The organism is Amycolatopsis sp. NPDC114505, from assembly GCF_055633615.1.
The window spans coordinates 737,391-750,571 of record NZ_JBVKDV010000001.1 but is presented as its reverse complement, the minus strand read 5'-3'; the positions used below and the strand labels follow the sequence as shown (position 1 = coordinate 750,571).

At 72.4% G+C, this 13,181-nt stretch carries 15 protein-coding genes; 12 read left to right on the top strand and 3 right to left on the bottom strand.

The window, feature by feature from the left end; translation table 11 throughout:
- Positions 1-189 precede the first annotated feature (189 nt).
- Entirely contained in the window at positions 190-939 is a 750-nt protein-coding gene (locus ACZ7OU_RS03765; RefSeq protein WP_470239678.1) for a phosphoglyceromutase, read from the top strand.
- Position 940: 1 nt separating this feature from the next.
- On the opposite strand, the gene ACZ7OU_RS03760 is transcribed toward ACZ7OU_RS03765, so the two are convergent.
- Both ACZ7OU_RS03760 and ACZ7OU_RS03755 read right to left on the bottom strand, forming a co-directional pair.
- Positions 941-1,813: a hypothetical protein gene (locus ACZ7OU_RS03760; RefSeq protein WP_470254126.1), complete on the bottom strand. Its 873-nt coding sequence runs from the start codon at positions 1,811-1,813 to the stop codon at positions 941-943.
- Positions 1,810-2,448: a DNA-binding response regulator gene (locus tag ACZ7OU_RS03755; RefSeq protein WP_470254125.1), complete on the bottom strand. Its 639-nt coding sequence runs from the start codon at positions 2,446-2,448 to the stop codon at positions 1,810-1,812. The genes ACZ7OU_RS03760 and ACZ7OU_RS03755 overlap by 4 nt, the downstream gene beginning before the upstream one ends.
- Positions 2,449-2,514: 66 nt before the next feature.
- On the opposite strand from ACZ7OU_RS03755, the gene ACZ7OU_RS03750 reads away from it, so the two are divergent.
- From ACZ7OU_RS03750 to proC, 8 genes are all read left to right on the top strand, one after another.
- Positions 2,515-3,384 carry an oxidoreductase gene (locus tag ACZ7OU_RS03750; protein ID WP_470254124.1) on the top strand — a complete coding sequence of 290 codons (870 nt, stop codon included), beginning with the start codon at positions 2,515-2,517 and terminating at the stop codon, positions 3,382-3,384.
- Positions 3,385-3,529: 145 nt separating this feature from the next.
- Positions 3,530-4,771, top strand: a complete 1,242-nt coding sequence (locus ACZ7OU_RS03745) for a sensor histidine kinase (protein WP_470239674.1) — start codon at positions 3,530-3,532, stop codon at positions 4,769-4,771.
- Positions 4,768-5,457 (top strand): response regulator transcription factor, encoded by a 690-nt coding sequence (locus tag ACZ7OU_RS03740; RefSeq protein ID WP_125310281.1) that lies wholly within the window; start codon positions 4,768-4,770, stop codon positions 5,455-5,457. Before ACZ7OU_RS03745 ends, ACZ7OU_RS03740 begins: the two co-directional genes overlap by 4 nt.
- Before the next feature lie 112 nt (positions 5,458-5,569).
- Positions 5,570-6,553: a Ppx/GppA phosphatase family protein gene (locus ACZ7OU_RS03735; protein WP_470239673.1), complete on the top strand. Its 984-nt coding sequence runs from the start codon at positions 5,570-5,572 to the stop codon at positions 6,551-6,553.
- A 157-nt stretch (positions 6,554-6,710) separates the two neighbouring features.
- A complete protein-coding gene (locus ACZ7OU_RS03730; protein WP_470254123.1) occupies positions 6,711-8,381 on the top strand; it encodes a hypothetical protein in 1,671 nt (556 codons plus the stop codon).
- A gap of 76 nt (positions 8,382-8,457) precedes the next feature.
- On the top strand, positions 8,458-9,270 hold the full coding sequence (locus tag ACZ7OU_RS03725; RefSeq protein ID WP_470254122.1) for a sugar phosphate isomerase/epimerase family protein: 813 nt from the start codon (positions 8,458-8,460) through the stop codon (positions 9,268-9,270).
- 134 nt (positions 9,271-9,404) lie between these two features.
- A complete protein-coding gene (locus ACZ7OU_RS03720; protein ID WP_470239670.1) occupies positions 9,405-10,232 on the top strand; it encodes a thioesterase family protein in 828 nt (275 codons plus the stop codon).
- A 481-nt stretch (positions 10,233-10,713) separates the two neighbouring features.
- Positions 10,714-11,523, top strand: a complete 810-nt coding sequence (gene proC / locus ACZ7OU_RS03715) for a pyrroline-5-carboxylate reductase (RefSeq protein ID WP_470239669.1) — start codon at positions 10,714-10,716, stop codon at positions 11,521-11,523.
- On the opposite strand, the gene ACZ7OU_RS03710 is transcribed toward proC, so the two are convergent.
- Positions 11,511-11,840, bottom strand: a complete 330-nt coding sequence (locus ACZ7OU_RS03710; RefSeq protein WP_470239668.1) for a winged helix-turn-helix transcriptional regulator — start codon at positions 11,838-11,840, stop codon at positions 11,511-11,513. The genes proC and ACZ7OU_RS03710 overlap by 13 nt on opposite strands.
- 41 nt (positions 11,841-11,881) lie before the next feature.
- On the opposite strand from ACZ7OU_RS03710, the gene ACZ7OU_RS03705 reads away from it, so the two are divergent.
- The 3 genes from ACZ7OU_RS03705 to ACZ7OU_RS03695 all read left to right on the top strand — a co-directional run bounded on the left by ACZ7OU_RS03705 (position 11,882) and on the right by ACZ7OU_RS03695 (position 13,097).
- A complete protein-coding gene (locus tag ACZ7OU_RS03705; RefSeq protein ID WP_470254121.1) occupies positions 11,882-12,442 on the top strand; it encodes a carboxymuconolactone decarboxylase family protein in 561 nt (186 codons plus the stop codon).
- Between the two features lie 182 nt (positions 12,443-12,624).
- Positions 12,625-12,840, top strand: a complete 216-nt coding sequence (locus ACZ7OU_RS03700; RefSeq protein WP_013222402.1) for a helix-turn-helix domain-containing protein — start codon at positions 12,625-12,627, stop codon at positions 12,838-12,840.
- A 155-nt stretch (positions 12,841-12,995) separates the two neighbouring features.
- The gene (locus tag ACZ7OU_RS03695) at positions 12,996-13,097 is read left to right on the top strand and encodes a 30S ribosomal protein bS22 (protein ID WP_007030867.1); all 102 of its coding nucleotides are present in this window, start codon (positions 12,996-12,998) and stop codon (positions 13,095-13,097) included.
- Positions 13,098-13,181: the final 84 nt, after the last annotated feature.

Here is a 13,181-nt window from a genome sequence, read left to right as displayed (position 1 = left end):
GACTACTCACTAGTCCGTTCGAGTGAACTTTGATCGAGACGATAACGGTGTGCAGTCTGATGCCCGGATTTTGCGCGTTGTTGGCACTTGGACTTGTTGAAGGGTGAGGTGTTACTCCGGGGTAACGCACTCTGCGTAGGACGCGAGGTCACCAGTGAGCGCCGTGGTCCGTCATGGCAGGCTGAGTCCATGGCTGAACTCGGGACGTTGGTGCTGCTCCGCCACGGGCAGAGCACGTGGAACGCGGAAAACCTGTTCACCGGCTGGGTGGACGTGCCGCTGTCGGAGCAGGGCGAGGGCGAAGCCCGCCAGGGCGGGCAGCTGCTGTCCGACGCCGGCCTGCTGCCGGACGTGGTGCACACCTCGCTGCTGCGCCGGGCGATCTCCACCGCGAACATCGCGCTGGACGCCGCCGACCGGCACTGGATCCCGGTCAAGCGCGACTGGCGCCTCAACGAGCGCCACTACGGCGCGCTGCAGGGCAAGGACAAGAAGCAGACCCTGGCCGAGTTCGGCGAAGAGCAGTTCATGCTCTGGCGCCGCTCGTACGACACCCCGCCGCCGCCGATCGACCCGAAGGACGAGTGGAGCCAGGCGGACGACCCCCGCTACGCGAACCTCGGCGACAAGGCGCCGCTGACCGAGTGCCTCAAGGACGTCGTCGAGCGGCTGCTGCCGTACTGGGAGTCCGAGATCGTGCCGGACCTGCGCGCGGGCAAGACCGTCCTGGTCGCCGCGCACGGCAACTCGCTGCGCGCGCTCGTGAAGCACCTCGACGGGATCTCCGACGCCGACATCGCCGGCCTGAACATCCCGACCGGCATCCCGCTGCGCTACGACCTCACGGCCGACCTGAAGCCGGTCAAGGCCGGTGGCGAGTACCTCGACCCCGAGGCCGCCAAGGAAGCCGCGGCCGCGGTCGCGAACCAGGGTCGCTGACTCAGGGCCCGATGACCGGCCGGACGCCGGTCGCCTTCCACACGGACCCTTCACGGACGACGTCGAGCTCGGCCGTGAAGGGCCTGCCGGTCACCTTCCCGGCCGAGTCGGTCACCTGCAGCGTCGTGAAGAACAGCACGACCGCCCCGGCGTCGTTGATCGCGAGCACCCCGGCCACCGGGTTCGCCCCCAGGGTGACCTTCGTGCCGCTCCGGCGGACCGAGTCGATGTAGGTCGCCTTCTTCGCGCGGTAGCCGTTCAGCAGCTGATCGGTGGTGACGGCCTCGGCCCGCGCGTACCAGCCCTCCGGGTCGGCGCTGTCGGCCGTGAACAGGGCACCCGCGATCGTGCGGGCCCCGGCCAGCGCCGCGTCGCGCCTCCCGCCCGGGCTGCCGTCGTCCGGCTGCGGCGCGGGAGCCGGCAGGGCCGGGTCCACCGTGATGTCGGAGAGCCGCCAGCGCTCGCTTTCCCGGACCGCGGTGAGCAAGACCGTGCGCCGCCCCTCCGAGGGGCCGCTGTCCTGGGCGAGCACGGCCAGTTCGCGGACCCGGTCGCCGGTGAACTCCACCGCGGCCGCCGTCCGCACCTGCGTGACCTGGTGCACCGCCTGGGAGCTCTTCCTGATCGGGCCGAACCACGCCGCGAGCTGGTCCTTCGCCGCTCCCGTGACGTTCGCCGCGACGGTCTGGTCGAACGCCGCCGGGTTCGCGGAGTCGTAGCTGAACACCGCCTCGGCGACCGTCTTCACCGAGTCGAGGGCGGCGCTCGTCCCGTGCCCGTCGACCAGGGCGAGGTTCTCCGGGATCGGCGCGGCCGTGCCGGTGACCGTGCACGCGGACGTCGCCAGGAGCAGTCCCAGCAGCGCGAGTTTCACAGGAGGCCGGCCTCGCGGGCCCGTGCCCCGGCCTGGAACCGCGAAGACGCGCCGAGGATCTCCATCAGCTCCGCCACCCGCCGGCGGTAGGTCCGCAGGCCGACACCGAGTGCGCGGGCCGCCGTCTCGTCCTTGCAGCCGGACGCCAGCTGCACGAGGATTTCGCGCGCGCCCAGCTCGGTGAACCGGGCCTGGTAGGACTCGAGGTCGGTGGCGCCGGCCCAGGCCGCCTCGAACAGCGACTGGATGCCCTGGACCAGGTCCGGGCTGCTGACGACCGTGTAGCTGCGGACGCCACCGACGTTGTCGCCCGCCACGATCGCGATCCGTCGGTCGAGCAGGATCGTTTCGTTGACCTCGCGCTCGGTGATCCGGATGCGCGCGCCGTGCGTGGCCATGAACCGCAGGTGCTCGGCCAGCGCCGGGTCGAACAGCACGCCGGGCAGGTACATCTTGCGCACGTTCGTGTCCCGCACCGCCTGCTCCCGCTCGGGCGCGGTCGGGTGCGCCACCGACCACGTGTGCAGGTCGCGGGCCGCGCACGAAACCTCCGTCGCGGCCGCGAACAGGTGGGCGGTCCGCTCGAACAGCTCCGCTTCACCCCGCACCACGACGACGTCACTGACTCTCTCCACGCATTCCAGTGTGGCAGCAAACTGCCATTCCCGGCGGCTTCCCGGCCAGGTGGGAAGGCTGGAGCCATGACCACGAACACCCTCCCCGCCGCCGCGGCGGGCACCTGGAAGCTCGGCTCCTTCGAAGTCAACCGGCTCGGCTTCGGCGCCATGCGCCTGATGTCCACTTCGGACGGCGGCGTCCGCGACCGCGAGACGTCGATCGCCGTGCTCCGCCGCGCCGTCGAGCTCGGCGTGAACCACATCGACACCGCCGTCTTCTACTTCGCCGGCCCGCGTTCGGCGAACGAGCTGATCAACCGGGCCCTCGCGCCGTACGACGACCTGACGATCACCACCAAGGTCGGCCCGGGCCGAGCCTTCACCGGCGCGTTCTACACCGCCCGGCCGGACCAGCTGCGCGCCCAGGTCGAAGAGAACCTGCGCGAGCTGGGCCTCGAGCACCTCGACGTCGCCAACTACCGGATCGGCGAGGGCCTCGACCGCGGGGAGGGCTCGCTCGCGGACGGCTTCGGCGCGCTCGCCGAGCTGCGCGAGCAGGGCCTCATCCGCGAGCTGGGCATCTCCAACGTCGCACCGCACCACCTGACGGAGGCGCTCGAGATCGCGCCGGTCGTCTGCGTCCAGAACCAGTACGGCCTCACCGCGCGGCGCGAGGACGACGAGATCGTCCGGATGTGCGCCGAGCGCGGGATCGCCTTCGTGCCGTTCTTCGCCGTCGCGAGCGGGACGGGCGAGGACGCCCGCGTCGCCGAGGTCGCGCGCCGCCACGCCGCCACCCCGGCCCAGGTGCGGCTCGCGTGGACCCTCCACCAAGGACCGCACGTGCTCGCCATCCCGGGCACCGGCGATGTCGCCCACCTCGAACAGAACGTCGCCGCGGCCGCGTTGAAGCTCACGGACGACGATTTGAAGACTCTCGACGGCGACGCGTGATTCACCCGGAATGTCTCGCCGCGGAATCGATCGGGTGAACGCCGCCTGAAGCACCGGCGAACAAGTCTTCGCCAGGTGTCGCGGTGCTCACGACAAGGCGGACAACGCTAGGCCGAAGGGCCACTTCTCAGCTTACGATCGGCCTGTGACCACGCCTGTTTCCCTCGCACTGGCCATCGGGACACTGGTGGCCGGTGCGGTGGTCGGCTACCTCGTCGCGCGGGCCCGGACCCGGCGCGAAGAGGCCCGGCCGCCGGGGCCGACCATCGCGGAGCTCCTCGAACGGCTGGTCCGGTCGTCCCACAACGGCGTCGTCGTGCTCAACAAGTTCGGCGACATGGTGCTGCACAACCCGCGTGCGTACGAGCTGGGCCTGGTGAAGGTCAACCAGGCCGACGCGCGGGCCCGCAGGGCCGCCGAGCAGGTCGTCGAGACCGACGAGCCGATGGAGATCGACCTCTCGCCCCTCGAAGCGCGCGGCCGCCAGCCGGAGGCGGTGCTCGGCCAGGTCCGGCCGCTCGGCGACGGCTTCACCGTCGTCGAGGCGGTCGACCACTCCGAGGCCATCCGGCTGGAGGCCGTGCGCCGCGACTTCGTCGCCAACGTCAGCCACGAGCTCAAGACCCCGGTCGGCGCGATCGCGCTGCTCACCGAGGCCGTGCTCGACGCCGCCGAGGACGTCGAGGAGGTCCGCCGCTTCGGCGGCAAGATCCTGCGCGAGTCCACCCGGCTCGGCCAGCTCGTCACCGAGCTGATCGCGCTTTCGCGGCTGCAGGGCGCCGAACGGCTGCCGGACCTCAACGTCGTCGAGGTCGACGCGGTCGTGCGCGAGGCACTCGGCCGGACGACGCTCTCGGCCGAGTCGGCCGACATCCGGATCACCACCGACACCCCCAGCGGCCTGCTCATCGAAGGCGACCGGACGCTGCTGGTCACCGCGCTGTCGAACCTGCTGGAGAACGCCGTCGCGTACTCGCCGGCCGGCAGCCCGGTGTCGATCTCGCGCCGGCTCGCCGACGGGATGGTCGAGGTCGCCGTCACCGACCGCGGCATCGGCATCCCGGAGGACGAGCAGACCCGGGTGTTCGAGCGCTTCTACCGCGCCGACAAGGCCCGCTCGCGCGCCACCGGCGGCACCGGCCTGGGCCTGGCGATCGTCAAGCACGTCGCGGCCAACCACGGGGGCTCGGTCGGGCTGTGGAGCCGCGCGGGCACCGGCTCGACGTTCACGCTGCGCATCCCCGCGCACGTCAGCCCGGAGCCGGCTCCCGAGCCGGCGCGGGCGACCAAGACCTCGCCGGCACCACGGCAGGAGAAGACCCCCGAGCGCACCCCGAGGCTCGTGGTTACCGGGCAGGACAGCCCAGATCATGGAGGAAACCTGTGACCAGGGTTCTCATCGTCGAGGACGAGGAGTCGTTCGCCGACCCCCTCGCCTTCCTGCTGCGCAAGGAAGGGTTCACCGCGGCCGTGGCCGGCACCGGCCAGGCCGCGCTGGAGGAGTTCGACCGCAACGGCGCCGACATCGTGCTGCTCGACCTCATGCTGCCGGGGATGAGCGGCACCGACGTCTGCAAACAGCTGCGGCAGCGCTCGGCCGTGCCGGTGATCATGGTGACCGCGCGTGACAGCGAGATCGACAAGGTCGTCGGCCTGGAACTGGGCGCGGACGACTACGTCACGAAGCCGTACTCGGCCCGTGAGCTCATCGCGCGCGTGCGGGCGGTGCTGCGGCGCGGCGGCGAGCCGGGCGCCGAAGGCGAGCTGGCCCCGCTGGTGCTGTCGGCGGGCCCGGTGCGGATGGATGTCGAGCGCCACGTGGTCACGGTGGACGGCGCCGAGGTGTCGCTGCCGCTCAAGGAGTTCGACCTGCTGGAGTACCTGCTCCGCAACGTCGGCCGGGTGCTCACGCGCGGCCAGCTGATCGACCGGGTGTGGGGCGCGGACTACGTCGGCGACACGAAGACGCTCGACGTCCACGTGAAGCGGCTGCGGTCGAAGATCGAACCGGACCCGGGCTCGCCGCGGCACCTGGTGACGGTCCGGGGCCTGGGCTACAAGTTCGAGACGTAAGTCCCGTTTCGGGTGGTACCGCTCTCGCGCAGGCGCGCCGGGGCGGTACCACACCGAGTGTTGTTGGTTACAAGTTCGAGACCTGGCGCTGGGCCCGGTACCCTGGACCCCCGTGCGCCTAGGGGTACTCGACGTCGGTTCCAACACCGTCCACCTGCTCGTGGTCGACGCCCACCGTGGCGCCCACCCGACCCCGATGCATTCCGAAAAGTCCGTGCTCCGCCTGGCCGAGCAGCTCACCCCCGGCGGCGAGCTCAGCAAGGCCGGCGCCGACGACCTCGTGACCGCCGTCGAGTCCGCCAAGGAAGCCGCCGTCCGGCTCGGCTGCGAAGAGGTCATGGCCTTCGCCACCTCCGCGGTCCGCGAGGCGAAGAACTCCGCCAAGGTGCTCGCCCGCGTGGCCGACCGCACCGGCGTCGAGCTGCGGGTCCTCTCCGGTACCGACGAAGCCCGGCTCACCTTCCTCGCCGTCCGCCGGTGGTACGGCTGGTCGGCCGGCCAGCTGCTCGTGCTCGACATCGGCGGCGGCTCGCTGGAGATCGCGATGGGCCGCGACGAAGAGCCCGTCCTGGCCGAGTCGCTGCCGCTGGGCGCGGGCCGCACCACGCGCACCCGCTTCAAGCACGACCCGCCGACGCGCTCCGAGCTCGTCGCGACCTCGGCGTGGCTGGACGACCAGCTCACCGAGCTCGCGCGCAAGGTCACCAAATGGGGTGAACCCGATCGTGTCGTGGCGACGTCGAAGACGTTCCGGTCGCTCGCCCGGCTGACCGGCGCCGCCCCCTCGGCGGCCGGCCCGCGCGTCCGACGTACGCTCACGGACACCGCATTGCGCCAGCTCCTGGCGTTCATCTCGCGGATGCCGTCGGCCGACCTCGCCCAGCTCGAGGGCGTCAGCTCGAGCCGGTCGCACCAGCTGGTGGCCGGCGCGCTCGTCGCGCAGGCCACGATGCGGGCGCTCGGATTGCCGGAACTCGAGATCTGCCCGTGGGCTCTGCGAGAAGGTGTCATCCTGCGGCGGCTGGACCATTCCACCGGCGCGGATGAAACTGGAGCCGCTCTCGTGGCGCGCTTCGGCGCACAGGAGGACCGGTGAAAGCAGGCGACTGGACTTCCCGAACGGATAACGGGCACGGTGGAGAGGTGACGGACATGCAGAGGTCGGCGTACAGCGCGCGCGGCGCCGCCGGCGGGCCGTCGGATATGGCTTCGCCGAGTGCCGAGGACCCGGAGCGCGCAGGGGATTGCCAGGTATGACGGACCAGACCGGAGACGGCCAGCCGCAGAAGACCGTGGCTGAGCTGCTCGCCCAGCACGGTGCCCAGGTCGACGGCGGCAACCGCCGTCGCCGGCGGCGCGCGGCCGATGACGACGACGAGCCCGCCACCCCGGACGCCCCGCCCGGTGCCACCGGCTCCCACCGGCGTCCTGGTGTGCCGGGTGTGACCGACACCGGCCCGCAGGCGATCATCGACCGGGTCGCCGGCGAGGGCACGCCTCCGCCGCCGAACCGGCCCGCCGGCCGGCGCCGCGCCGAGCCGCCGTCCCCGCCGCCGCCCGCACCCCGTGCGGTCCCGCAGGACTCCCAGCCGCTGCCGCGGCCGGTCCAGCAGCCCCCGGCCCGTCCCGCTCCCGGCGGCGGCGAGTCCGGTCAGTACGCGCGTCCCCCGGCGCCGCCGCAGCCGTCGGGCCAGTACGCCCGGCCGCCCCAGGAATCGGGGCAGTTCGCGAGCCCGCCGTCCGCGCCGCCGCCGTCGGGGCAGTACCCGAGCCCGCAGGAGTCGGCGCAGCTGCCGGTGCCGCCGCGCGCGCCACGGCGTCAGCCGCCGCCCCCGCAGCCGTCCCAGCAGCTGCCGACCCCGCCGCCGGTGGCCGAGGAGACCCGCGGGGCCGTCCCGCCGGTCCGGCGCCGCCCGCCCCCGCAGGCTTCGCAGCAGTTGCCGACGCCGCCGCAGCCCTCGCAGCAGTTGCCGACGCCCCCGCCGCCCAGCGGGCCGCTGTCGGCCCGGCTCGACGGTCTCAACGGCACCCCGGACGCCGAGGTCGACGTCCCGCCGGGCCCGATGGCCAGCGGGACCTTCGCGCCGCCGCCGGCCGCGCCCGGGCGTCCGCGCCGGGGACCGGCGCGCCGTCCGCAGCCGCAGCAGGAGGCGTACACCGAGCAGTTCGACGCGGTGGCCGGTGGGCCGCCGCCGCTCCCGCCGGCGCCGGGGAAGAAGCCCGACGCGGCCGACCAGCCGCCGTCGTCACCGGGCGGGCTCGCGAACTGGCGCAAGCGCCGGCAGAAGGAGCAGCTGGAGGACACCGAGATCGGCGTCATGCCGGTGGTGCCCACCGACGCCTCGGCCGACGGCTACCCCGACGACGACTTCGAGCCCGAGGGCTTCGCCCCGGAAAGCAGCGGCTACCAGGCCGCCTACGACGCGGGACCGCCGACCGGCACATACCCGCCGCCGATGCCGTTCGCGCCCGGCGACCGCGCCGCGCGGACGCCGATCCCGGACGACCTCGAGCCCTACGAGCGCGAGTTCGCCGACGGCTACCCGGCGGACGGCCCGGACTTCGAGCAGGACGACTACGGCTACGAGCAGGGCGAAGGCTACGAGGACGACGAGTACGACGACGCGCCCGAGCCGGCCGGCGAGCCGGAGCCCGCGACGTCGCCCGGCAAGGCGTGGCTGGCGCTGGCCGGCCAGCTGGCGATGGGTGTCGTCGGCGGCGCGGCGGTGTGGCTGGGCTTCAACTGGCTGTGGGTGAACATCCCGGCGGCCGCGCTGGTGGCGGCGCTGCTGGTGGTGGTCGCGCTGGTCTGGATCGTGCGGAAGATCCGCCGCGCCGAGGACCTGCAGACCACGGTGCTGGCGGTGCTGGTCGGCCTGGTGGTGACGGTGTCCCCGGCGGCACTGCTGCTCGTCGGCCGCTGACCGGGCGGGACGCGCGGTGAGACGCGCGTCCCCCTTCCGGCCCGGCGATTCCGCGCACCCGCGGTGAGCGGGCAGGATGGCGCGCGTGACAGACGAGAAGCCGGTCCCCGTCGGGCTCAGCACGGCGTCCGTGTGGCCCCTCAAGGCCGGGACCGCCTTCGAGCTCGCGGCCGAGCTCGGGTACGACGGCGTCGAGGTCATGGTCTGGGCCGACCCGGTCAGCCAGGACGTCAGCGCCCTGCGGCGGTGGTCGCGCCGGACCGGGGTGCCCGTGCTGTCCATCCACTCGCCGTCGCTGCTGATCACCCAGCGGATCTGGTCGCCCGATCCCGTGGTGCGGCTGCGGATGTCCGTGGAGGCCGCGGCCGAGCTCGGCGCGCGGACCGTCGTCGTCCATCCGCCATTCCGGTGGCAACGGCGGTACGGCGACGCGTTCGGTGATCTCGTCGACGAGCTGGAGGAGTCCAGTGGCATCGAAATCGCCGTCGAGAACATGTTCAAGGTGCGCCCACCGGGTGGTTCGAAGAATTCACGGGTCTCCGCGTTCCGGCCGTCGATCGACCCGACGGACGTCGGTTTCCGGCACTACACGCTCGACCTGTCCCACACAGCGGCAGCCCGGATGGACGCTCTGGCCCTGGCGCAGCGCATGGGCGAAGGCCTCTCGCACGTCCATCTGGCGGACGGCACCGGCCTCCCGAAGGACGAACACCTGGTACCCGGTCGCGGCGGCCAGCCCTGCGCCGAACTGCTGGAGAAGCTGGTCAGCAGCGGTTTCGCCGGCCAGATCGTGCTGGAGATCAACACCAGGCACGCCGTCACCGGCGCACAGCGGGTCCGTGATCTGGCGGAGGCATTGCTGTTCGCGCGTTTCCACCTAGGGCAGTAATTGCGCACTTCGGGCACGGACACGACTACTCCCGGGTCCATTTACCGGGACCGAACACGTAAAGTCCCGACTGTGAAACCGTCGCGCTCGTTGATCGTCACCTCTCCGGATTCCTCCATTGGTACGGCGCGTTCGTGAGCGGAACGGACGGCACCGCCGTGTCCTTCGACACGGCGAGTGCGGCGCGGTCGCTGGGGGACGGCACCTTCACCGCGGTGCTGCGTGCGGAATGGGCCATCGGCTCGCACCCGCACGGGGGTTTCCTGCTGGCCCTGCTGGCCAAGGCGGCGATCGCCGCGCTGCACGAGCGGGGTGAGCCGCACGCGGAGCCGCTCGTCGTGAGCGCCGAGTTCCTGCACGCGCCCGCGCTCGGCCCGGTGCTGCTGCGCACGGACGTCCGCAAGGTCGGCCGCCGCGCGACGGTCGTCGAGGTCCGGCTGGAGCAGCGCGGCCGCAGCTGCGTCGAGGCGCGCGTGACGACCGGTCGGCTGCCGATGCGGCGCCCGGAGTGGACGGACGTGCCGTCGATGCCCGCCGAGCCGTCCCCGGGCGCGCTCGCGATGGCGGAGAGCACCGAGGGCCCGTTCAACCTGGCCAAGGGCTGCGAGGTCCGCCTGGACCCGGCAACGGCGGGCTACCTCGCGGGGCGCACGGGCGAGCCACCCCGGATGCGGCTGTGGGTCCGGCCGCGTCACGGCTTGATCGACCCGTACTTCACGCTGCTGGCGTCCGACGTGAACCCGCCGGTGGTGATGAACCTGGGGAGGATCGGCTGGGCCCCGACGGTCCAGCTGACGGCCCTGCTCCGCACCCGCCCGGCCCCGGGCTGGCTGCGGGTGGTGGTGGAGTCGAGGTCGGTCCACGAGTCCTGGTTCGACTCGGACGCAACGGTGGTGGACTCCCAGGGGCGGCTGGTGTGCCAGGCCCGGCAGCTCGGTCTGGCCCCGGCTCCGGGCGGCTGAGCGCGGGTTCGGGTGCAGCGGTCGCGCTGGGCGACACCGCCGGCTCGCGGAGGAGCGGGCGTTGCCAGGCCCGGCAGCTCGGTCTGGCCCCCGCTCCGGGCGGCTGAGCGCGGGTCGGACGCCGCGGTGGCGCTGGGGGACACCGCCGGCTCGCGGAGGAGCGGGCGTTGCCAGGTCCGGCAGCTCGGCTCGCGCCGGCTCGGTGGCTGAGCGCGGGTGCGCTGGGCCCCGGGGCGGGCGCTCGATTCGCCGCCGGCCGGACTCGCCGTGGCGCCGAGTGGCTGACCTTGGCGCCGGTCGGCTTGGATGCCGCGGTCGCGGCGCGACACTGCTGCCGACTCGCGGAGGAATCAGCGTTGCCAGGCTCGGCAGCCCGGCCCCGGGCGACTGCGCGCGGGCTCGGGTCCTGCGGTCGCGGTGGCGATGTCACCCAGGCAGCCCGGCCCCGGGCCGCTGAGGCGCGTTTGGCACGCTTTAGCGCATGACGGTCATCGCGGTGCTGGGTGCGGGAAAGATCGGCGAGGCGTTGCTCTCGGGGCTGCTGCACGGCGGTCACGAGCCGGGCGACCTGCTCTTCACCGAGCGGTACCCGGCGCGCGTCGAGGAGCTGACCGCGCGCTACGGCGTTCGCGGGGTCGAGGTCGAGGAAGCCGCCAAGCAGGCTGATGTCCTGGTCGTCGCCGTCAAGCCGCAGGACATCGACCCCGTGCTCGATGAGCTTGCGCCGCTGCTGAGCCCTTCGTCGCTGGTCGTGTCGCTGTGCGCCGGGCTGCCGACCTCGCTTTACGAGCGACGGCTGGCCGAGGGCGTCCCCGTGGTGCGGGTCATGCCGAACACGCCGATGCTGGTCAACGAGGCCATGAGCGCGATGTCGGCGGGCCGCTGGGCGTCCGCCGGCCACCTCGACCTCGTGCGCGACCTGCTTTCGCACGTCGGCAAGGTCGTCGAGGTGCCGGAGGGGCAGCAGGACGCGGTCACGGCGCTCTCCGGGTCCGGCCCGGCGTACTTCTTCTACCTGGTCGAAGCCATGATCGACGCCGGCATCCTGCTCGGCCTGCCGCGGGCGCTCGCCGGGCAGCTGATCATCCAGTCGGCCGTCGGCGCGGCGAAGATGCTGGCCGAGTCGGACGAGCACCCGGTGCTGCTGCGCGAGGCCGTCACGTCGCCGGCCGGCACGACCATCAACGCCATCCGCGAGCTGGAGAAGCACGGCGTCCGGGCGGCGCTGCTGGCCGCCATCGAGGCGGCGAAGGACCGGTCCGAGGAGCTGGGCAAAGCTCACGAAGGCTGACGGGGCCGCCACTCCGCGGCCCACGCGTCCAGCCGCACCAGCGTCTCGAACAGGGACCGGCCCTGCTCGGTGAGGGTGTAACCGTCGCCGGCGTGGTCGGCCAAGTCCGCTTCGCCCAGTTCGCGCAGCCGCGTGGCCAGGACGCTCGACGAAACGCCGTCGCAGCGCTGCTGCAGCTCGCGGAACGTCGGTTTCGCGTCGTCGCGCAGCTCCCAGAGGATCCGCAGGGTCCAGCGGCGGCCGAGCAGGTCGAGCAGCGCCATCACCGGGCGGCCGGTCGACGACCCGCGCACGGGACGGCCGGGCAGTGGTGTCATCGTGCTTTCCTTTCCGAAGCGCCGATGTTAGCGTGCCCGGCATGCCTCTGAATTCGAAGCAGGCACGGATCGTGCCGCTGGAACCGCCGTTCGACGCCGACACCGCGGACGTCCTGGAGCGGCTCGGGCCGCCCCTTCGGTTGTTCCGGGTCTGGGCGCGACGTCCTGACCTGGCCCGCGGGGTCGCGGACTGGGGCCGCTACTACTTCTCGCGGCAGTCGGCGCTGACCGTCCGGCAGCGCGAGCTGGTCATCGACCGCACGACCGCGCTGTGCGGCGCCGACTACGAATGGGGCGTCCACATCGCGGCCTTCGCGGCCAAGGCCGGCTTCGACGACGAGCAGGTCCGCTCGCTGGGCAGCGGCGGCCCGGCCGACGCCTGCTGGTCCCCGGACGACCGCGCGGTGCTCGCGGCCGTCGACGAGCTGCGGGCGACCTCGGACCTGTCGGACGCGGCGTGGGCGGACCTCGTGGCCGCCGTGGGCGACGACGGCGCGCTCGACGTCCTGCTCGTCTGCGGCTGGTACCACGCCATCTCGTTCACGGTTCGCGCCCTCCGGCTGCCGCTCGAGCCGGGTACCGAGCGCCCGATTTCGCCGTAATGGGCGATTGCGGAGGTCTTGCACGCGCGGGTGCCCGTGCGTTAGCGCTGGTTGGAGCCCATCTCGGTGACAGGCGTCGCATTAGTCCCACCAGTCCCGCTACTCTCGATAGAGCACGTGCGTGTCGGTACCACAGGTGGGGAAGCCTCGTGGCGCGACGCGTGTCGAAGGACGCGGTAAACATGTCGCCGAACAAGAAGGAGGATCTGCCGGCTGTCGGGCAGGTCCAGTTCCTGACGGTCGCCGAGGTGGCCACGCTGATGCGGGTCTCCAAGATGACCGTCTACCGTCTCGTGCACTCGGGTGAGCTGCCCGCCGTCAGGGTCGGCAAGTCGTTCCGGGTGCCGGAGAAAGCAGTGCACGAGTACCTCCAGGGTGCGTATTACGACGTGGGCTGAATCCGGTGACGGGCACGCCGTGGCAGAGCTACAACGTGCCCGCCGACCGGCCCGCCCCGGGTGACGGGTAACCTGGAAAACCGCTCGTGCCTGTGCGCTCCACCCGTTGGACGCTGCGCCGGGCAGCGTGACCGACGACGACCTAAGGAGCGCCCATGGGCTCTGTGATCAAGAAGCGCCGCAAGCGCATGTCGAAGAAGAAGCACCGCAAGCTGCTTCGCCGTACGCGCGTCCAGCGTCGTAAGGCCGGCAAGTAGATCGACCCGCGCGTAGCCGTGGCCCGTCCAGTCTCTGGACGGGCCACGTCCATGTGGTGGGCCGATGCCCCCCGTTCGAGTGAG